14 protein-coding genes are annotated in these 19,788 nt (G+C 66.2%); 9 read left to right on the forward strand and 5 right to left on the reverse strand.

The window, feature by feature from the left end:
• The first annotated feature begins 51 nt into the window (after positions 1-51).
• From QM782_RS03970 to QM782_RS03980, 3 genes are read left to right on the forward strand one after another with little or no spacing between them, the layout of a single operon-like run.
• On the forward strand, positions 52-1,371 hold the full coding sequence (locus tag QM782_RS03970; protein WP_415201630.1) for a UDP-glucose dehydrogenase family protein: 1,320 nt from the start codon (positions 52-54) through the stop codon (positions 1,369-1,371).
• Between the two features lie 47 nt (positions 1,372-1,418).
• Positions 1,419-2,897, forward strand: a complete 1,479-nt coding sequence (locus tag QM782_RS03975) for an MBOAT family O-acyltransferase (RefSeq protein ID WP_415201631.1) — start codon at positions 1,419-1,421, stop codon at positions 2,895-2,897.
• A complete protein-coding gene (locus QM782_RS03980) occupies positions 2,897-3,946 on the forward strand; it encodes a hypothetical protein (RefSeq protein WP_415201632.1) in 1,050 nt (349 codons plus the stop codon). Before QM782_RS03975 ends, QM782_RS03980 begins: the two co-directional genes overlap by 1 nt.
• A gap of 17 nt (positions 3,947-3,963) precedes the next feature.
• Here the strand turns inward: QM782_RS03980 and QM782_RS03985 are convergent, their stop codons facing one another.
• Together QM782_RS03985 and QM782_RS03990 are read right to left on the reverse strand one after the other, a co-directional pair.
• The gene (locus QM782_RS03985; protein ID WP_415205582.1) at positions 3,964-5,169 is read right to left on the reverse strand and encodes a pyridoxal-dependent decarboxylase, exosortase A system-associated; all 1,206 of its coding nucleotides are present in this window, start codon (positions 5,167-5,169) and stop codon (positions 3,964-3,966) included.
• 46 nt (positions 5,170-5,215) lie between these two features.
• Positions 5,216-6,817, reverse strand: coding sequence for an acyl-CoA ligase (AMP-forming), exosortase A system-associated (locus QM782_RS03990; protein WP_415201633.1), 1,602 nt, complete (start codon positions 6,815-6,817; stop codon positions 5,216-5,218).
• A 135-nt stretch (positions 6,818-6,952) separates the two neighbouring features.
• Between QM782_RS03990 and QM782_RS03995 the strand changes: the two genes are divergently transcribed.
• From QM782_RS03995 to QM782_RS04010, 4 genes are read left to right on the forward strand one after another with little or no spacing between them, the layout of a single operon-like run.
• Positions 6,953-7,210 (forward strand): acyl carrier protein, encoded by a 258-nt coding sequence (locus QM782_RS03995; protein ID WP_415201634.1) that lies wholly within the window; start codon positions 6,953-6,955, stop codon positions 7,208-7,210.
• Positions 7,207-8,067: a hydrolase 2, exosortase A system-associated gene (locus tag QM782_RS04000; RefSeq protein ID WP_415201635.1), complete on the forward strand. Its 861-nt coding sequence runs from the start codon at positions 7,207-7,209 to the stop codon at positions 8,065-8,067. Before QM782_RS03995 ends, QM782_RS04000 begins: the two co-directional genes overlap by 4 nt.
• On the forward strand, positions 8,064-8,942 hold the full coding sequence (locus QM782_RS04005) for a hydrolase 1, exosortase A system-associated (protein ID WP_415201636.1): 879 nt from the start codon (positions 8,064-8,066) through the stop codon (positions 8,940-8,942). The genes QM782_RS04000 and QM782_RS04005 overlap by 4 nt, the downstream gene beginning before the upstream one ends.
• 37 nt (positions 8,943-8,979) lie before the next feature.
• Positions 8,980-11,613, forward strand: coding sequence for a hypothetical protein (locus QM782_RS04010; RefSeq protein WP_415201637.1), 2,634 nt, complete (start codon positions 8,980-8,982; stop codon positions 11,611-11,613).
• Between the two features lie 4 nt (positions 11,614-11,617).
• Here QM782_RS04010 and QM782_RS04015 read toward each other — a convergent pair whose 3' ends face one another.
• Positions 11,618-12,706 (reverse strand): GNAT family N-acetyltransferase, encoded by a 1,089-nt coding sequence (locus QM782_RS04015; protein WP_415201638.1) that lies wholly within the window; start codon positions 12,704-12,706, stop codon positions 11,618-11,620.
• Between the two features lie 723 nt (positions 12,707-13,429).
• Between QM782_RS04015 and QM782_RS04020 the strand changes: the two genes are divergently transcribed.
• Positions 13,430-14,239 carry a hypothetical protein gene (locus QM782_RS04020; protein WP_415201639.1) on the forward strand — a complete coding sequence of 270 codons (810 nt, stop codon included), beginning with the start codon at positions 13,430-13,432 and terminating at the stop codon, positions 14,237-14,239.
• 34 nt (positions 14,240-14,273) lie between these two features.
• Here the strand turns inward: QM782_RS04020 and QM782_RS04025 are convergent, their stop codons facing one another.
• Positions 14,274-15,188, reverse strand: coding sequence for a polysaccharide pyruvyl transferase family protein (locus tag QM782_RS04025; RefSeq protein WP_415201640.1), 915 nt, complete (start codon positions 15,186-15,188; stop codon positions 14,274-14,276).
• A gap of 128 nt (positions 15,189-15,316) precedes the next feature.
• On the opposite strand from QM782_RS04025, the gene QM782_RS04030 reads away from it, so the two are divergent.
• Positions 15,317-17,542, forward strand: a complete 2,226-nt coding sequence (locus QM782_RS04030) for a glycosyltransferase (protein ID WP_415201641.1) — start codon at positions 15,317-15,319, stop codon at positions 17,540-17,542.
• Between the two features lie 19 nt (positions 17,543-17,561).
• On the opposite strand, the gene QM782_RS04035 is transcribed toward QM782_RS04030, so the two are convergent.
• Entirely contained in the window at positions 17,562-19,781 is a 2,220-nt protein-coding gene (locus QM782_RS04035) for a polysaccharide deacetylase family protein (RefSeq protein WP_415201642.1), read from the reverse strand.
• Positions 19,782-19,788: the final 7 nt, after the last annotated feature.

The raw sequence follows: 19,788 nt of genomic DNA on the forward strand, positions 1-19,788 counted from the left end.
GCGCTTTCGCCGCCGCGGGCGGCATTGTCCACGCTCATCTCTCACTGCATCATGAAAATCACTGTCGTCGGAACCGGCTATGTCGGCCTCGTGAGTGGAACCTGCCTGGCCGAAGTCGGCAACGACGTGCTGTGTCTGGACCTGGATCCCGAAAAGATCCGCATCCTCGAGGAAGGCGGCATCCCGATCTACGAACCCGGCCTGCAGGACATGGTCCGGCGTAACGTCGCGGCCGGCCGCCTGCACTTCACGACCAGCATCGAGAAGGCCGTGGACCACGGCACCATCCAGTTCATCGCTGTCGGCACGCCGCCGGACGAGGACGGCTCGGCCGACATGCAGTACGTGCTGGCCGCCGCGCGCAATATCGGCCGGCTGATGACCGACTACAAGGTCGTCGTCGACAAGAGCACGGTGCCCGTCGGCACCGCCGAACTGGTGCGCGCCACCGTGGCCGAAGAGCTGAAAAAGCGCGGCGTCGACGTGCCCTACAGCGTGGTCTCCAACCCCGAGTTCCTGAAGGAAGGTGCGGCGGTGGACGACTTCATGCGCCCGGACCGCATCGTCGTCGGTGCCGAGGACGAGCAGGCCATCCTGCTGATGAAGGCCTTGTACGCGCCGTTCCAGCGCAACCACGAACGCCTGATCGTCACCGACGTGAAGAGCGCCGAACTGACCAAGTACGCCGCCAACGCGATGCTGGCCACGCGCATCAGCTTCATGAACGAGTTGGCCAACCTGGCCGAGAAGCTGGGCGCCGACATCGAGATGGTGCGCCAGGGCATCGGCTCGGATCCGCGCATCGGCTACCACTTCCTGTACCCGGGCTGCGGCTACGGCGGCTCGTGCTTCCCCAAGGATGTCAAGGCGCTGATCAAGACCGCGGCCGACAAGGCAGACATCGAGCTGAAGGTGCTGACGGCCGTGGAGGCCGCCAACGACGCCCAAAAGCACGTGCTCTCGACCAAGATCAAGGCGCACTTCGGCGACCTGAAGGGCAAGCATTTCGCGCTGTGGGGCCTGGCGTTCAAGCCCAACACCGACGACATGCGCGACGCCCCCAGCCGCACGCTGGTCGCCGACCTGCTGGCTGCCGGCGCCACCGTGACGGCCTACGACCCGGTGGCCATGCACGAAGCGCACCGCATCTTCGGCGACACCGCCGGCCTGCACTACGGCGATGCGCCGATGGCCTGCCTCGAAGGCGCCGACGCCCTGGTCATCGTGACCGAATGGAAGGAGTTCCGCAGCCCGGACTTCGATGCCATCAAGTCCCGGCTCAAGAGCCCGGTGATCTTCGACGGACGCAACCTGTACGACCCGAAGTTCGTGCGCGGCATGGGGCTGACCTATCTGCCGATCGGGCGTTGAAGCGTTGAAGACACCCGGCAGCGGCGTGCACGGACGCCCGGCCTGACATGCTGTTCACCACCGCGACCTTCGCGTTCGTCTATCTGCCGATCGTGCTGGTCGGCTTTTTCCTGTGCGGCCGGCGCTCGCCGGTCCTGGCCGCCTTCTGGCTGTTCGCGGCGTCGGTATTCTTCTACGGGTACTGGATGCCGGAGTTCACGCTGCTGCTGCTGGGCTCCATCGGCGCCAACTTCTTCATCGGCCAGCGCATCGGCGGCGCGCAAGGTCAGGCCCGTCGCGCCTGGCTGGCCACAGGCATCGTCCTCAACCTCGGGGCGCTGGCCTACTTCAAGTACGCCAACTTCTTCATCGACAACCTGGATGCGCTGCTGGGCGTGGACTGGAAGATCGGCCGGGTCGTGCTGCCCATCGGCATTTCCTTCTACACCTTCACGCAAATCGCCTACCTCGTCGATACCTGGCAGGGCAAGGTCCGCGAGGCACGGCCCGTGCACTACGGACTGTTCGTGACCTACTTCCCGCATCTGATCGCAGGGCCGGTGCTCCACCACGCGCAGATGATGCCGCAGTTCGGCGACGCCCGGGTCTACCGCTTCGACGGCGCCCACTTCGCCGCCGGCATGGCCATCTTCTGCATCGGGCTGTTCAAGAAGGTCGTGCTCGCCGATGGCATCGCGCCGTACGCCGACGCCGTGTTCGCGCCCATCGACACCGGTGCCCACGCCAGCGCCGCCGAGGCCTGGATCGGTGCGCTGGCCTATACCTTCCAGCTGTATTTCGATTTCTCGGGCTACTCCGACATGGCGATCGGACTGTCCTGGATGTTCAACATCCGGCTGCCGTTCAACTTCGACTCACCCTACAAGGCGCTGAGCATCAGCGACTTCTGGCGCCGCTGGCACATCTCGCTGTCCACCTTTCTGCGCGACTATCTGTACGTGCCGCTGGGCGGCAACCGCAAGGGCCGCATTCGCCGCTATCTGAACCTCGGCATCACCATGGTGCTCGGGGGGCTGTGGCACGGCGCGAGCTGGTCCTTCGTGCTGTGGGGCACGCTGCATGGTGTGTACCTGATGGCCAACCATGCCTTCCGCGCCATCACCGAAGCGCTGGGCTGGCGGCCAGCGCTCGATGCCAGCCTGGCGTTCCGCGCCGTTGCCTGGCTGGCGACCTTCCTGGCCGTGGTCATCGCCTGGGTGTTCTTCCGCGCGGAAACCCTGCCGGGCGCCATGCGCATGCTGCAGTCGATGGTGGGGCGGGCCCCGGCCGATGTCGATGCCGGGCTGCTGCTCTGGAACGCCGGGCTGAAACCTGCCGTCGCCATCGGCTGGTGCGCCGTGCTCGGGGCCGCTGCCGTACTGCTGCACAACAGCAACCACATCGGCACGCGCCTGCTGCAATGGATGGATGCCCGGCCCGCCTGGCGCCCCGTGCTGGCCGGAGCGGCGATCGCGGGCGCGGTCGCACTGGTGATCGTGAACACCACCCGCAGTTCGGTGAGTGCCTTCATCTACTTCAATTTCTGATGGCCCGCAGACTGCTTTCCTTCCTGGCCGGACTCGCCGCCGCGGCGGTGATCGCCGAAGTCATGCTGCGCCTGCTTCCCGTCTCCACGGCGACGATGACGGGTTACTACCATGATCCGGACCTGTTGACCTACCCGTCGGGCCACACGTGGACGATGGCGACGGGATGGGATCTGCGCAACCCGCAGACGCTGCACGCGAACAACTGGGGATTCGCCGCGGCGCACGACTTCGTGCCGGATGCCAGCGCCGTGGCGCTGGTCGGCGACAGCTACGTCGAGGCGTCCATGCTCGCGCCCGGCGATCGGCCGGCCGCCCAGCTCGAAGCCCTGCTCGGCGGCACGCGCCGGGTCTACGCCCTGGGCACGCCCGGTACGGCCATGCTCGACTACGCGCAACGCATCCGCTTCGCCAGCGAGCGCTTTCAGATCCGGGACTTCGTGGTGCTGATGGAAGGGGCGGACGCCCGGCAGGCCCTGTGCGGCTCAGGCAACGTGGTCAGCCGCTGCCTGGATCCCGCGACCTTGCAGCCGCGGATCGTGCGGCAGCCCCCGCCGAGCTTGTGGGCCCGCATTGCACGCCGCTCTGCACTTGCGCAGTACCTGATGAGCCAGTTGCGCTTCAAGCCGGCGACGCTCGTCAAGGCCACCTTCACGCGCACGCCGCCGGAGGACCGCGACGCTACCGCCGAGAGAAGCCGGCCGGTGGTGCCAGCTCCGCAACAGGTGCAGGCCAAGCGGGCCATGGTCGATGCAGTGGTCGCGGAGTTCTTGGCCACGATTCCGCGCGACGCGGTGCGGCGTCTCGTCATCGTCGTCGACGGGCAGCGTAACGGGCCGGCCAATCCCCCGGAGCTGGCCGACCTCGAGCGTGCGTATCTCATCGAGCGCCTGCGCCAGAGCGGAGCCATCGTGCACGATCTCGAGTTGCGCTATGCAGAGCATGCTGTGCACTCCGAGCGCTCCCTGGCAGTCGGCCCTTACGACGGCCATCTGAATAGGTTGGGCGTACGGCTGGCCATGTCGGCCGCCGCCGAGTCGCTACGGTAGTTTTCCGCGCAACGCGGTCAGACCAGCACTTCCACGCAAGCAGGGTGGCCGAGAAATGCGGCAGGGCTGGCGCTGGCTCCATAGGCACCAGACTGGAACACCACGATCAAATCGCCCACCTGCGCCTCGGGCAACGGCATGCGTTCGGCCAGCAGGTCCAGTGGCGTGCACAGCGGCCCCACCACGGTAGCGGTCTCGCAGGCGGCAGCGTCCATGCGATTGCCGACGGCCACCGGATAGTTGCGCCGCACCACCTGCCCGAAGTTGCCGGACGCCGCCAGATGGTGGTGCATGCCACCGTCGGTGACGAGGAACACCTGCCCGCGCGAGATCTTGCGGTCGACCACGCGGCAGACGTACACACCGGCCTCGCCGACCAGGTAGCGCCCCAGCTCCAGCGTCAGCGACGCCCCGGGCAATTCCCGCTCACACCGCGCCTGCAGCGCCGCGAGGTGGTCGGCGATCGGCTGCAGCGCGAGCCGCTGCTCGCCCGGAAAGTACGGAATGCCGAAGCCACCGCCCAGGTTCAGCACGCGCACCGGCGCGGGCGCGTGGGCAGCCAGCCGCAGCGCCAGTTCGTACGACTGGCACTGCGCTGCGCAGATCGCCTCGGCTCTCAAGTTCTGGGAGCCGGCGAACAGGTGGAAGCCTTCGAACGAGAGGCCGGCCGCGGCGATCTGGCCGAGCAGATCCGGCACCTGCTCGGCGTCCACGCCGAACGGCTTGGGTCCGCCGCCCATGCGCATGCCCGAGCCCTTCAGCTCGAAGTCGGGATTCACGCGCACGGCCACGCGCGCCGGCATCCCGAGCGCCGCCGCGGCCTGCGCCAGCACACCGATCTCGCGCGCCGATTCGATGTTGACCAGCACGCCTGCCGCCACGGCCTGGCGTAGCTCGGCGTCGCGCTTGCCGGGACCGGCGAAGCTGACTTCGGCCGGGCTGGCGCCGCCGTCCAGCGCCACCTTCAACTCGCCGGCCGAGGCCACGTCCACACCATCGACCAGCCCGGCCATGAACCCGACCAGCGCCGGCATGGGGTTGGCCTTCATCGCGTAGTGCAGCCGCACGGCCGCAGGCAGTGCCGCGCGCAGTTCGTTCACCTGCGCGCGCAGCAACGCGCGGTCGTAGGCATAGAACGGCGTCCGGCCGACGCGCTCGGCCAGGCGGCGCAGCGGCAGGCCGCCGACCTGCAGCTCGCCATCGACGATCGGAAACTGCGTCATATCGGTGTGGCGCAGCGATGCACGCGGCGCGCCCGCGGGCGGCTGCTCAGCGCTCACCGCGGGCCTCCGTCGCAACGCCGTAATGCTGGCGCAGCCAGGCGCGGTCGATCTTGCCGTTCGGGTTGCGCGGCAACTCCCCGGCATGCACGTGCACGCAGGCCGGCAGCATGTAGGCTGGCATCGCCGCACGGCAGGCGGCCAGCACGGCCGCGCCATCGGGCACCGGGGCAGCCGCCACAACCAGATGCACGACCTGGCCCAGCGTCGCATGCGGCACACCAAAGGCGGCACACTCGGCAACCAGGCCAGTGCCATACACGATGTCCTCGACCTCGGTCGGACTGATGCGATAGCCCGAGGACTTGATCATCTCGTCGCGCCGGCCGATGAAATACAAAAAGCCCTCGGCATCGCGGCGCACGGTGTCGCCCGAATACACGGCCAGTTCGGGCAGCGGCAAACCGCCAGCCCGGGCCGGCAGCGGCCGATAGCGCTCGGCCGTGCGCAGCGGATCGTTCCAGTAGCCCAGGGTCACCAGGGCGCCACGGTGCACCAGTTCGCCCGGCTCGTCGACGGCGCAAGGCGAACCGTCCTCGCGCAGCACCAGAATCTCGGCATTCGGAATGGCCTGGCCGATGGAGTCCGGCCGCCGATCCACCTGCTCGGGCGGCAGATAAGTCGAGCGGAAAGCTTCGGTCAGTCCATACATCAGGAAGGGCCGGGCCCGCGGCACGCGCTGGCGCAGCGCGTCCAGCGTCTCGCGCGGCATGTGGCCACCGGTGTTGGCGAAATAGCGCAGATGGGTGCCGATTGCCTCCGGCCATTCCAGCTGCGCCAGCTGGATGTACAGCGGCGGCACCGCTGTCAGCCCGGTGACCCGTTCGCGCGCCATCGCGCTCAACACGTCGCGCGGCAGCAGGTAGTTCAGCAGCACCACGCACGCGCCGCTCAGAAAGGCCGTGGTCAGCTGGCTGAAGCCGGCATCGAAGGACAACGGCAGCGCCGCCAGCAAGATATCGCTGGGCTGGTTGTCCAGGTACGAAGCGACGCTGGACGCGCCGGCCACCAGGTTGCGGTGAGACAGCACCACGCCCTTGGGGCTGCCGGTGCTGCCCGAGGTGTACAAAATAGCCGCCATGTCCTGGTCCACGATGCGGTGCGGCGCGCGCGCGCCAGCCTGCACCAGTGCGGCCCAGTCCAGCAGCGACAGCCGCGCTGGCAGCGCCGCCGGACGCTCGCTCGCCTCGCCGCCGGTCACCACCACATGGCGCAGCGCGGGACAGTTGACCAGGCGCGGGGCCAGCAGCGCCAGCCGCTCGCGCGAGGTCACCAACACTCCAGCACCGCTGTCCACCAGCACGTGGACGACCTGCTCGGGCCTGAGCACCGGGTTGACCGGCACAAACACCGCGCCAGCCTGGGCCGAACCAAAACAAGCCTGCACCATCGGCAGGCTCTTGTCGAGCCAGACTGCCACGCGCTCGCCGCGCGCCACGTCCAGCGCCAGCAAGCCCTGGGCGCACTGGTGTACCGCGGCATGCAGCGCGGCATAGTCCTGCCGCTGGGCTCCGGCACACAACGCCACCGCGCTCGGCCAACGTTGCGCGGCCTCATCCAGCAGATGCGGCAACAGCGTGGGAATGGGCATTCGGAAAGTATCGCATGCAGGATTTGGGCGCTGGCGCCGGCCGTGGACCGGAGCCGACCACCGGTCCACGCCACCGACCCGCGGGGCGCTCCTAGAATGGTCGGCCCTGCTGTCTTCGCTTCTGCTCCACGCACCATGGCCGTATTGCCCGAGGTCCTGCACGTTCTGGACGAGACCCTGAACCTAGCCGGCCGCAGTGCCGGCTTCGATGCCGACACCGCTTTGCTGGGCGCACTGCCTGAACTCGATTCCATGGCCGTGGTCAGCCTCATTGCCGGGCTGGAGCAGCACTTCGGCATCGTGCTGCCGGACGACGAGCTCGACGGCAGCGTATTCGCCAGTGTCGGTGCGCTCAGCGATTTCGTGGAACGACAGCTGCAACACCAGGCATGAGCCACGGCCCGCAGGCCTTCTTCCTGCCGGCCGCGCCGGGCCAGCGCTATGCGCTCTACCACGCGCCTGCGGACGGCCCGGTGCGCGGCTTGGTGCTGTACTGCCCCCCCTTCGCCGAAGAGCTGAACAAGACGCGCCGAATGGCTGCGCTGCAGGCACGCGCGCTGGCGCAGGCCGGCTTCGCCGTGCTGCAACTGGACCTGCTGGGTTGCGGCGACAGCGACGGCGACTTCGCCGACGCACGCTGGGACATCTGGCTGCACGACCTGCGGACCGGCCTGCACTGGCTGCAGCAACACCACCCTGTCGCCCCTGCGCCCTGGCTCTGGGGCCTGCGCGCTGGCTGCCTGCTGGCCGCTGACCTGGCACGCAGCCTGGATCGGGAGTGCCGGCTGTTGTTCTGGCAACCCGCGTTCGGCGATGGCGGGCAGCAACTGCAGCAGTTCCTGCGGCTGAGGCTGGCGGCCTCCATGCTGAACACGGCAACTGCCGACGCCGCCCCAGCCGCGCCGACGATGGCGGCATTGCATGCCAGCCTGGCGGCTGGAACGGCGCTGGACGTCGCGGGCTACACGCTGGCCCCCGCGCTGGCGGCCAGCCTGCAGGCCAGCCGCCTGAGCCCGCCGGCGCCCGCACGCCCGTCGGCCCGGCTGTACTGGCTGGAGGTGACGAGCCGGCCCGATGCCACGCCCAGCCCCTTGGCCACGCGCACGCTGGCGGCCTGGCAGGCGGCTGGCTGGCAGGCCCGGGCCAGAGCTCTGCCGGGACCGGCGTTCTGGCAGTCGGCCGAGATCGAGGAAGCGCCGGCGCTACTGGCTGCCACGACCGCGGCGCTGTGCGAGGAATACCTGCCATGAGCGCACCGGCCGGCTATGGTTACCACGAACAGGCGCTGTCGTTCGCCTGCGACGACGCACTGCTGCAAGGCGTGCTGACGCTACCGCCTGCGGGCCAGCCCTGTGCGCCGGTGGGTGTGCTGATCGTGGTCGGCGGCCCCCAGGTCCGCATCGGCAGCCACCGACAGTTCGTGCAATTGGCACGGCATCTGGCGCAGGCCGGCCACGCCGTGTTGCGCTTCGATGTACGCGGCATGGGCGACAGCACCGGCGTACCGCGCAACTTCGAGACACTGGATGCGGACATCGCCGCCGCAGTCGACACGTTGCAGCGCAGCGCCGGCGTGTCGCGTACGGCGCTCTGGGGCCTCTGCGATGGCGCCTCGGCCAGCCTGCTGTATCTGGACAGCACGGCCGATCCGCGCATCGCCGGCCTGGCGCTGATCAACCCCTGGGTGCGCTCAGAACAGAGCCTGGCGCGCACCCACGTCAAGCACTATTACCGCGAGCGACTGTTGCAGAAGGACTTCTGGACCAAGCTGCTGCGCGGCGGCGTCGGGCTGCGCGCACTGCACGAGCTGGGCACCAACACCCGCCGGGCCTTGCGACGCGCACCGCCCGCCACGCCGCAGCGCAGCTTTCAGCAGCGCATGGCCGCAGCCTGGCAGCGCTTTGACGGTGGCCTGCTGGTTGTCCTGAGTGGGAACGATTGGACTGCGCGCGAGTTCGAAGAGCAATGGCAACAAAGCCCGGACTGGGCGGCAGCACGCCGGCGCGGCGGCGAACAATGGCTGCGGCTGGCCCAGGCCGACCACACGCTGTCCGATCCAGTTGCACAGCGCGCAGTGCAGGTCGCTACCGCGCAATGGCTGCAAAGCCTTTCGACGCGCCACTGAACATGGACGCTCCGGCGTCCGGAAAGGAATGCTGGACATGGATGCCTGTGAACTGCTGAGTGCAATCGGCAACGGCTGCCTCGCCGCGCTCTCCCGGAATGCGGCTTGGCTGCTGGCCGCTCTTGTGGCCATCGCGATACTTGCTGGCGGTCTCGGCCTGCGGGCACGGCAACGCCGCGCCCCGCGCCGAGCGCAGCGCGGCCAGGCGCTGCGGCGCCGCCTGCTGGCCGCGCTCGCGTTGCTACCGGGCGGCGCATGGACCGCATCGCCCTCACCGCAGCGACCCATGCCGCGCTCCGAAGGAGACGTCCCAGGCACCGCCCTGACGACGTTGCGACTGCGCAACCTGGACCGCCGGCAGGCTGTGCCCGCGGGTCAGGCGTCGCCGATGTTCGGCCAGCCTTTTCGCCAGGGCGACGTCGCGCCTGGAGCGTTGCCGCGCTTCACGCTGGAAGACGGTACGCCCTGCCCGGCCACGCTGTGGGGTATGAGCTACTGGCCAGATGGATCGCTGAAGTTCTGCTCCGCCATGCTGCTGCTGCCCCGCGCGGTCGGGGCCGGACAGATGCTGACACTACAGGTCTGGCCCGATGGCCAGGCCGGCGCGCCCAGCCGCCGCCGTGTCGAGGAATTGCGCGCCGCCGCGTTGTGCGTCGAACTCGAGGGCCGCGACGGGCTGGCCGGGCGTTGGCGCTCCAGCCTCGACGATGGCATCCGCGACGGCCGCGACGTGGTCCGGCTGGCAGACGGCCCTGCCGGCAGCATCTGGCGCATCGGTGCGGAATTCCGCGACATGCACGGCCAGGCCCATGGGCAGCTCTACTGCTGGCACTACATCGCTGCGCTGCAGGATCCTGGTGGTGCGCTGCAGGGGCTGCGCTACCTCGGCCGCGTGGCCCAGCCCTGGACCGACGTGGCCCAGCCACCGGCACGCCACCGCGATCTGAGCGCTCGGCTGCTGAGCGGCGACACCGAGATCCGTGCGCTACAAGGCCACAGCGACAGCGAAACGCCGGGCGATACGATCCGGCTGCCGCACTACGGCTCGTTCTTCACGGCCGGCGTCGACGCCACCTGGGACTGCCTGCAGCCCGATGGCCAGCCCGATACCGCGACACCGCTGCAGGTACGCCCCGACGCGCGCTATCTGCAGCGTTCGCGCTTGGTGCCGCCGTACGACCTGCGCGCCGACATCCGTCTGGCTACGGATGCGCAATACCATCCGATGGGGCGCGGTACGGTCACACGCGGCATGGGCACGACCGGCGAACGCACCGACATCGGTGTCTGGCCGGAGTGGAATGTGCAGCACCTGATCACGCAGGACCCGTCGCACGAACGCGTCGCACGCGTCAACGCCATGGCAGCAGCCGGATGGCGGCTGAACATGCGCAAGCGCGGCACGCGCCAACCGGTACCCTGCGTAGCCAACCGCGCGCGCTATGCCGGCCTGGGCCCAATCGAGGCCAACTGGCGTGGCTACAGCTACGCCAGCGGCATGGTCAAACCCGGCCCTAACGAATCGTTGTGGAAGGAAGACACCGCCCATCGCCCGGGCTGCGTCTACTGGCCCTACCTGTTCTCAGGCGAGCCGCAGTACCTGGATCTGCTGGTCGAGCATGCGTTTGCCCATGTGCTGGATCTGAACCAAGGCACCAACACCTATGCGACCACGCCGCCGATCACCAGTCTCTACATTGACGGCTGGAAAGGCGAGCGCAACATCCGCGTCGGTGCCGACGGCCCTGTACGCCTGGGTGCCGGTGTGCTGTTCAATGGCGCTGGCGGCCTGCGCATCGCTGCCTGGTCGTCACGCGATGTCGCCCAGGCAGCGGCCCTCAGTCCACACCAGCCGGCGGACGGGGCCGCCACGCGCGAGTACCTGCACGATGTGATGGACGCGGCCTACGCCGCGTTCGACGACTACGCCACACGCATGCCTCGGTCCTTCACGCAGGCGGGCATGTTCGTACTGCGCAACACCAATGAAAGCCCATGGATGCAAGCCTATTTCTCATGGTCGCTGTGCCACCAGGCTGACGTGTTGGGCACGCCGGCGGCTGCGCGTACGCGCGCCTACCTGGCGCGCTTCTGGCGCAGCTATGCCGCGGTCGCCGACATCGGCGGCATGACAGCGTATCGGGCCAACTTCTGGATCGGCAAACGCATGGTCGAACGCGTCGAGGACGTCGTTTCGCTGCGCCAGGGCCGCATCGCGTTCAGTGCCTCGACCGGGCGGGGCACCATTCTGGATGAGCGCAAGGATCCGAAACTTGCGTGGAATCCCAGTGATGGCGACGTGTTCGTATTCGGAGCACCGGAAGCCAGCCCGCTACTGCCTTCGCCCGTCGTACAACCAGGCCAACGCCTGTATGCCGTGAACTGCCAGGGGCCAAGCCTTCAGCTATCCGAGCGCCCGGGCGGCAACCCGCTGGCAATTCCGGTCGATGTCGAGATTGCCTCGTACATGTGCCGCGCGCGCAATCTGGGCCCGGCCGTTCTGGGGGGAGGCCACGCCTACAACTACGCATCCAACCTGCGCGGTGCGCTGGCGTACCATCAACAATGCGGCGACGATGTCGACGCAGCCAAGACTGCGATGGACCGCATCGTGGATGGTCAGCGCACGCGCTTCGATAACCGCGCCAAATACCTGATCGCCTCGCGCTGAGGCTTCACCGCCCCAAGGTCAGTCGCGCCTGCAGGCGACGCACAGCTCGGCCGCCGAAATGGCGCGCTGCCGCCAACAGGCCGCGCGGTCGACTCCAGCGAAACGCCACCAGTCCTACACGTACGCGCCGATGGCTCATCCAATCGCGCTTGTATGCATCGTCGCCGGTCAGGTAGTCCACCTCCTGCACCCGATCCACATCCATCACGTGCTCCATCAGCGCTGCGGTCAGCACCGAGCCCGGCGAGAAACGCTCGTAGCCCTGCACATAGGCAAGTTTGTAGATGTTGGCCTTACCTTGTTGGACCAACCAGACCTGGGCGGCGACGGCCCGTCCCTCGATATGCAGCACCCCCAACCTCAGCCAGCCCCGGCGCGCCGCCAGCCGGATCAGACCGGGCATGAACTGCGGGCAGGGTTCGGCCTGCTTCCAACTATGCCGATAGATCGCTTGGAAATCCGCGATCGCCGCGTCCAGGTGCTCGTCGGCATCCTGGTGGATGGACAGGCGCATGCCGTCGACACGCGCCAGGCGCCGTCGACCGCGTGCGATGCTGTTGCGCAATGGTGATGGCACGGTGGCCATGTAGTCGGCAAAGCAAGCATGGCGTACCGGCAGGTACCAGTTACCAAAGCACTCAAAACGATCCATCCAATAGCCGTGCTGGCGCAATGCCATACGCAGTTGCGCCAGCCAAGCAGCATCCTCGTCCAGCGGCTGCAGTTGCAATACATCGGAAGACGGCTGCTGTCGCAGTGTCCCGGCCAGAACACGCCAAGCCTCGGCAGGCGCACCCTGGGCACCCGCCGGCCCATACAAACTGCTATAGAAATTACTCAGGCTCGACAACGTCCCAGGACGCACCAGCAAAGGCAGCACACACCGCGCATCCGCCGTGTCGCCCCAGGACAAACCCAGTAGACAGGGTTGCCCACCACCCACCAAGCCATGCTGGCTCAAGAGCTCGTACCAATCGAGCGTGAGAAAAACATCGCAGGATGCGTCAGTTCCATCCAGAAAACGCTGCGTTTGCACGAAATCAGACAGAAAAACCGACTTAATGTTTGACAATTGACGCTCAATTTGGCTCATATGCTCTGCCATTGTCGCTGCTGGCGTTGCTACGCCACTCGGTCATGCTGATTTGCTGCTCTCCTTGTCATCATCTTGTTCCTGCGAAGCGCCATGCCCTGGCAAAAACACCCCGGACACGACCTGTGCCCGGCTCCGCCGGCTTCTCGATCGCGTACCGGTGGCCAGTGCTCGGCGTTCGACCTGGTCGGCGCACTGGTGCAGCCGCTTGCGCGCAAGCCACACCATGCTGACCACCTGTCAACATCCGATCGAACTTCCGACCAACCTTGCAGACTTGGCGACGGCATCCATGCCATCGAAGTACAGGAACTGTGCTGTCTCGCCGCCTGTGCGTTGCGTCTCAGCGCCACGCGTTGGAACAGCGTTGTAGCCTAGCCACCCCGTTGGGGGCACACCCCATGATCCGAGTCAATTCGGCACAAGATAATCGCAAATAGTCAAGTCATACTGCAAAATTGGCAACGATGCAGGCAAAAGCCCTGCGAAGATGTCGAACACGACGCGCAGGGCCCCATCGCGACGTATCGCCCCGGTGCCTCGCCCACACTCCTTCGAGTCCTATCCATGACGTCCACGCCTACAAACCTCTTCAGCCAGTTCCACTCGTTGCGCCAACGCGGCGCGCAGCGCTTGTGCAAAGCGTTGTTCGAGCGCAACGCACGCGCCATTCTGGAGAGCCCTCCTGCCGTGTCAGGACCACAACCATGCACCGTACTATCCATGGTCCACACCCGCGACGTCTTGGCCTACTTGGTCGCGTTCAAGTCGTTCTGGGCACAGGTCGGACCGTCCCACGCCGTGGTGGTGTGCGACCCGAGCATCACCGCCGATGACCGACGCGTGCTGCTGGCGCACATCCCGCATCTGGAATTGCGTGACGCCGACGAGTTCACGCATCCGGACATCCCGCGCGGCGGGGTCTGGGAGCGTCTGTTCGCTATCGGCCACTACAGCGCCAAGCAATACACGCTGCAGCTCGACGCCGACACCGCCACGATCGGATACCCAGACGAAGTGATCGCCTGTATCTCAGCGAACCGCGGCTACATCCTTGCGGAGCACGCCAATACCTGCATCGAACCCATCAGCGCCAGCGTGGAGCGTGCCCGCACCATGCGCAGCCAGCACATCCAGGTCGTTGCGGAAATGTCCCTGACCTCCGTCGGTCTTCCGGACGATGCGCGCTACGTTCGTGGCTGCGCGGGCTTCAGCGGCTTTCCGCAAAGCGGCGACATGGCCGAGCGCATCGTGGATTTCTCGCGGCGCATGCAGCGCCAGTTGGGCGATCGATGGCGGGAATGGGGCACGGAGCAGGTCAGCTCGAACTTCATCGTGGCCAACCTACCCGATGCTCAGGTGTTGCCGCTGCCCAAGTATGCGGCAGCTCACCAGATCGATGCGAACTCGGTATTCATCCACTTCATCGGGCCGGTCCGCTTTCGCGACCGCCTGTACGAGCGCACGGCGGTACGCATCGCGCGCGCGCTGCAGACCAATGCACAGCCGCTCCGTGCCGCATCAGCCCGCTAAGCACCGTAGCCGGCTGATGCAGCCACCAACCTGTCTAGCTCTGCGACGGCGTCTGGCTGCGGACGAAGTCGTCCAGGGCTTGCATCGTGCGCCGCAAGGCCTCCGCATGCACGGCATCCTGGCTGAGCAACGGCGTGGCCCGGTCGCGGCAGTCCGCCAGCTGTGCCAGCAGCGGCTCCAAAGCCTGACGCGACGTATTTTCCGGCAACGGCGGTGTCCAGCCCCGACCGCTCATGCCCATGCGCATCAGGCGACGCTTGAGGTTGCTTTTGAGGACGTCACGCTCGCTGCGGAATTGCTCCGCATCCCACAACTCCGCAAGTTCCAGCGGTTGATAGACCATGTCCAACGACTCGGCCCAATCGCACCACTTGAAGTCCAGGATGTGTCGATAGGCCTTGACCGGAACCCACGGCACGCGCAGGGCGTCCGCAACGATGGCCGCATGCATGGCCTCGGCAATGACGAACTTGCTCTGGCAGATCTTTTGGATCGTAGTGTGGATATCTTCCCCGGGATCCAGAAATACCAGGCCCAGACGCTTGCAGATCATGCGCCAATCGGCACGCCACAAGCTATCGTGATGCGGCATGTAGGCTACCGATGCGGTCGTGCGAGGCCGCTTGGGCATCAGCTGCCTGACCAGAATGGCTGGGTCCGTGATCGCCTTGTCGGGCTGCAAGCCCAGCGCAGCGGCGGAACGCGGCCCGCGCACGAACACGAAGTTCCAGCGCGCGTCAACTGGCGCTGCGCCGTGGTAGCCCACGCCCGAACCACAGACATGGATACGCTCGTCGCGCGGCGCCCGGTCGTTGATGAGAGTGCCAATGCCAAGGATGTAGTCCCTGGACAGGCCGTCGAACAGTTCCGGATAAAGCGAATACCAGATCCAAGGATTCAGGTCATCGCCAAAGTTTCCAGCCGAATCCTTGTAATAGAAAAGTTGCACTCCAAAGCCCAACCATCAAATAGACAAGTGAGGCATGGTACAGCATGCTTTTCGACGCTCACCTGTGCCTACATCATTCATTGCACAGGCCTGCATCGATCGGCACATCAAATGCTTGAGACCTCGCCATGATGACCAATTCCCTGTCGATCAGTCGAAGCATGTTCAACGTACTGACGCGCGGGAAGCTGTCGATCCTGCTGTTCCATGCAGTGCCCAAAAGTACCTCGGAACTGGTCAACGACCTGACCCTCGCGGAATTCGAGCGCATCGTCGACTTCGTCGGCCGACAGTTCAACGTGATGCCGCTAGACGATGCCGTCCAAAGGTTGGCTGAGAACCGACTGCCCGAGCGTGCTGCAGCAATCACCTTCGACGACGGCTACGACAGTTGGCTACAGGGCGTCGCGCCGCTGCTGCTCAAGCGCAATCTGCATGCCACGTTCTTCATCACTACCGCGCAGTTCGACCAGGAGCGCATGTGGCACGAGCGCGTCGCTCTGGCGCTCGCCCAGTTGCCCGGCCCGACCTTCGACTTGCCAGGCTTCGGCTTGCCGCAGTTGGACCTGAGCTCGCTCGCTCTGCGTCGTCGTGCGTTGCAACTCATCGAGCAATTGCTCAAGTACCAGCGGCTGGAAGTGCGCGACAGCTTGCTGCAGCGCCTCGAGCGCTGCGCCGGCACGGTGCAGCAGCAGCTGCCGTCGTTCACGGCAGACCAAGTGCGGGCATTGCACACCATGGGCTTCGGCATTGGCGCACATACGGTGCGCCATCCCATTCTGGCCTTGTGCGACCGCGCCGAAGCCCAGCGCGAGATCGGCGAAGTTCGAGAAATCCTGGCACACCAGATCGGCGCACCGGTTCGCGCCTTCGCCTATCCCAATGGCCGCCCAGGAGTGGACTTCGTGCGCGAGCATATCGACATGGTGCGCGCTGCTGGCTATGCCTATGCCGTAACCACCGAATCCGGTGCCGCCGACATCCATACGCCCCGTTTCGAGATCCCCCGCTTCACTCCCTGGGGACCGAGCGGCATGCGCATGGGGCTACAACTGGCGCGCAATCTGCGCAAGCGACCGCGTTATGTGTCATTGCCGCGAACACAACACCCCGCAGCCGATACCGATCCTGGCCAACGCCCCCTGGTCACCTTCGTCGAAAACGGTTCGGGATTCGGCGGAGCCGTGGTCGCGTTACAGACACTGCTGCGCAGCTCCGAACAGACCGGATACCGCTATGAGGTGATCTCCAATCTGCCGAGCGGCGATTTCGAGCGTCTGCCAGCGGTCTGCGCACACCGGGTCATCGCGGATCGCTGGGTCAACTTCCGCCCGCTTTCGCAACGTGTGCGCCAGCAGCTGGGCCAAGGTCTGGTGGCTCGGTCCACGTTGTTTCTGCTCGGGCGACTAGACGACCTTTGCAATCGGCTGCCCTACTTCCTTCGCCTAGCCGCTCATGTGGCGCGACACCGACCAGCCATCATCCACGGCAACAACGACCCCAGCTCCAACCGCGAGGCCATGCTGGTGGCACGCCTGCTCGGTATTCCGTATGTCCAGCATGTTCGCGGAGCCATCAGCGACAGCCTGGAGCGTCGGTACATGCGCAACGGCCCGGACCTGTTCGTTCCGGTTTCGCGCTGGCTGACCGGAGAGTTGCTGCTGGCTGGCGTACACGCCGAGCGCATCCGCCACATTTACGACGGCGTAGAAACCTCCAATCCCGGCACCGCAGCGCCCTCCGACCTGCGCGCCGAACTGGGGCTAGCGCCCGATACCATCCTGGTAGCGATGGTCGGCATGCTGGTACGTTGGAAGGGACAGGACCTGTTTCTGGACGCCGTGGCTCGGCTGCGGCAAGGCCCGCGCCCCGTAGCGTTTCTGCTGATTGGCGGTACGCCTGAACGCGGAGACAGCGGATATGCACAAGGTCTGCAGCAGCAGGTGCAAGTCCTCGGCTTGCAGCGCATCGTGCATTTCCTAGGCAAACGCAATGGCCTGCCGGCACTGCTGCCCCAGATCCAGATCTGCGTCTCCGCATCGACCGAGCCGGAACCCCTCGGCCTGGTCATGCTGGAAGCGCTCATGCAGGGCTGCCTGTTCATCGGCCCGGCTTTCGGAGCGGCCTGCGAAGTCGTCGAAGACGGCCGTACCGGCTACCTGTTCCAGCCCGGCTCGGCGGCCTCGTTGGCGGCCAAGCTTGCGCTGGCGATCAATCGCTGCGACGATGCATCGACTGCAGCGCAGGGCCGTTCGCTGGTCGAGACGTGGTTTTCCGGCCCACGCTGCGCACAGCACACGCAGCAATTGCACGAGCAACTACTGCACCTGAGGCCCCATGGCCCGGCGGAGTAAGGCAACGCACGGGGGCAAATCAGTTTCTGTTGCGCACCAGTTGATCCAAATGCTGTGCCAGTCGCTTCGCCTGTTCGCGCCGCGAGTAGCGCGCCAGCCGCTCCAGGTTGGCAGCAAACGGCGCCGCATGCTGCAACTCGGAACGGCTGGCCAGCCATTGCACCAGCGCCCCCTCGATCTCCTCGGTGCTGGTAATGTCTGCCAACCACGCATGATCGAACGAGCGCACCAGAGCGGCAGTATCGCCCTGCGGGTCGACTGCGGCCAGTATCGGACGTTGCGCGCGCAGGTACTCGTAGACCTTGGCAGGCACCTGGGCATTGAAGGTCGTTCCCTGGAACAGCAACAGCAGATCTGCGCCCAGCATCTCCGACAGAGCTTGGGCGTGCGCGAGCTGTCCAGTGCACTCGACCACATCACCGACACCATGCTGGTGTGCCAGACGCATGACCTCATCGCTGTGCACAGGCGCGCGAAAGCGTGCTACCACGCCATCGCGCGGCACGACACCAGCACGCAACAGTGCAGCCAGCGCTGCAAAGAACGCCGACGGATCACGATCACCGGGATAGATCAGGCCACTGTGCAGCAACAGCAGCTTGTTCTGCGCCGCCCCGAGCCGCATCGGACGCAGCGGCACGAACGACTCCTCATCGTAGCCATTCTCGATCACCACGCATTTGTGCGCGAAGGCCGGATAGCGCTGCCGGTGTGCCGCTGCAGCACGTTCCGTGGTGAACACGCACAGAGCGGCGTGCCGCATCACGCTTTGTTCCAGCCGTTGCCAAAGCCGGCGTTTGAGTGGCTCACGCGGATGGTCGCCGTTGAGCATGGGATCACGGAAGTCAGCAACCCACGGCACGGCACTGCAGCGCGCCAGCGTGACACCGATCAAGTGAGCGGTCGCGATCGGATAGGTGCTCCACAGCAGGTCTACCCGACCTTGCCGCAGCTGCCGCCAACCCGCCCAAACCGCGGGCAACCACCAACTACTCCAGCGATCCGGCAACGCCAGCGTCAGCGGGTACTTGCCATACAGGCTGAGCTGGCGCGCGGTGTCCAGCGCCATGGCGCGGACGATCTCCACTGACGGCGGCACTTCCTCGACCAGATCGGTGCGGACCTGTTCGTAGGCACGGGGCTGCGCCGTCAGCACATCCGCCTGCCAAGCAGACCTGGGCAAATGCTTGACGAAGTTGAGCGTGCGAAGCACACCACTGCTTCCCGATTGCGGCGGGAAATGGAAGGCCACCATCAAAGCCCGGCGCGTTGCATGCGTACGCGTTTCCGGCAGAACACGCGGAGACCGCAGCATGTTGCGTGCAAACTGCCAAGCCATTTTCGCGAACGAAGGCCCCCAGGGCGTGAAGCGCGGCAACTGGAACACCGACTGCCCGGCACGCGCCACACCCCAGTCCGTCGTGACGGCATAGCGGTAGCCTGCACGGCGCACCATGTCGACATGGGACACGTCCAGATCACGCCCGAACTGTCCGTTCGGATAGGCAAAGCCATCGACGCGACCGCCCACCAGTCCTTCGAGATCCTCTCGCGACGCCGCGATCTCCCGGTAGGCCTCCTGGCTATCGCATCGGCGAAGGATCGGATGGCTGATCGTGTGTGCCCCGATGCCGAAACCTGCGGCGTGCAGCGCTCGCAGATCGGCAACCGGCATCACCGGCGTGGTCTGGCACATCACACCGCATAGAGACTCCAGGTGCTGTAACGCTTCTTCGCGCTCGCTCAATCGCATGTACTTGAGTTTTGCGCCAACGCGCGCCACCGTCTGGCTCCGCGCCACAGGCCCTTGCATTGGAAGATCACGCAAACCCGGGCGCTCCAGGTCCAGGATGGTCATCGCCACATTGGCCTGCCGCACCGCATGCACGATGCGCTCGCTCCAGACCGGCACCCCCTGGAACTGACCGGTCGTGACGAAGAATGTGGCGTGCATGCCCAGACGCTGCAATACCGGCATCACGCCGGGTACCCAGTCCTGATAACCATCGTCAAAAGTGATGCAGGCAGCGCGGCGCGGCAACGTACCGGCGCGCAAGGCCACCACTGCGTCGGCCAGCGGCAGCACGCGAAACAACCGCCCGACAGCCTCCAACACGCCCTGCACCGTCGCCAGATCCGGCTCATGAGGCACAAGCGGATCAACCTGCAAGGGAACCTTGTGGAACAACAGCACGGACAGCTTGCCGTGGGACAACATATTGAACAGGGGACTCAGCATAGCCCAG

The organism is Pseudorhodoferax sp. (genome assembly GCF_047601025.1).
Lineage (GTDB): Bacteria > Pseudomonadota > Gammaproteobacteria > Burkholderiales > Burkholderiaceae_C > Pseudorhodoferax.

Excerpts from the sequence above, each read along its gene's own strand:
- QM782_RS03970 (WP_415201630.1), top strand. The coding sequence starts at position 52 with ATGAAAATCACTGTCGTCGGAACCGGCTATGTCGGCCTCGTGAGTGGA.
- QM782_RS03975 (WP_415201631.1), top strand. The coding sequence starts at position 1,419 with ATGCTGTTCACCACCGCGACCTTCGCGTTCGTCTATCTGCCGATCGTG.
- QM782_RS03980 (WP_415201632.1), top strand. The coding sequence starts at position 2,897 with ATGGCCCGCAGACTGCTTTCCTTCCTGGCCGGACTCGCCGCCGCGGCG.
- QM782_RS03985 (WP_415205582.1), bottom strand. The coding sequence starts at position 5,169 with ATGACGCAGTTTCCGATCGTCGATGGCGAGCTGCAGGTCGGCGGCCTG.
- QM782_RS03990 (WP_415201633.1), bottom strand. The coding sequence starts at position 6,817 with ATGCCCATTCCCACGCTGTTGCCGCATCTGCTGGATGAGGCCGCGCAA.
- QM782_RS03995 (WP_415201634.1), top strand. The coding sequence starts at position 6,953 with ATGGCCGTATTGCCCGAGGTCCTGCACGTTCTGGACGAGACCCTGAAC.
- QM782_RS04000 (WP_415201635.1), top strand. The coding sequence starts at position 7,207 with ATGAGCCACGGCCCGCAGGCCTTCTTCCTGCCGGCCGCGCCGGGCCAG.
- QM782_RS04005 (WP_415201636.1), top strand. The coding sequence starts at position 8,064 with ATGAGCGCACCGGCCGGCTATGGTTACCACGAACAGGCGCTGTCGTTC.
- QM782_RS04010 (WP_415201637.1), top strand. The coding sequence starts at position 8,980 with ATGGATGCCTGTGAACTGCTGAGTGCAATCGGCAACGGCTGCCTCGCC.
- QM782_RS04015 (WP_415201638.1), bottom strand. The coding sequence starts at position 12,706 with ATGAGCCAAATTGAGCGTCAATTGTCAAACATTAAGTCGGTTTTTCTG.
- QM782_RS04020 (WP_415201639.1), top strand. The coding sequence starts at position 13,430 with ATGGTCCACACCCGCGACGTCTTGGCCTACTTGGTCGCGTTCAAGTCG.
- QM782_RS04030 (WP_415201641.1), top strand. The coding sequence starts at position 15,317 with ATGATGACCAATTCCCTGTCGATCAGTCGAAGCATGTTCAACGTACTG.
- QM782_RS04035 (WP_415201642.1), bottom strand. The coding sequence starts at position 19,781 with ATGCTGAGTCCCCTGTTCAATATGTTGTCCCACGGCAAGCTGTCCGTG.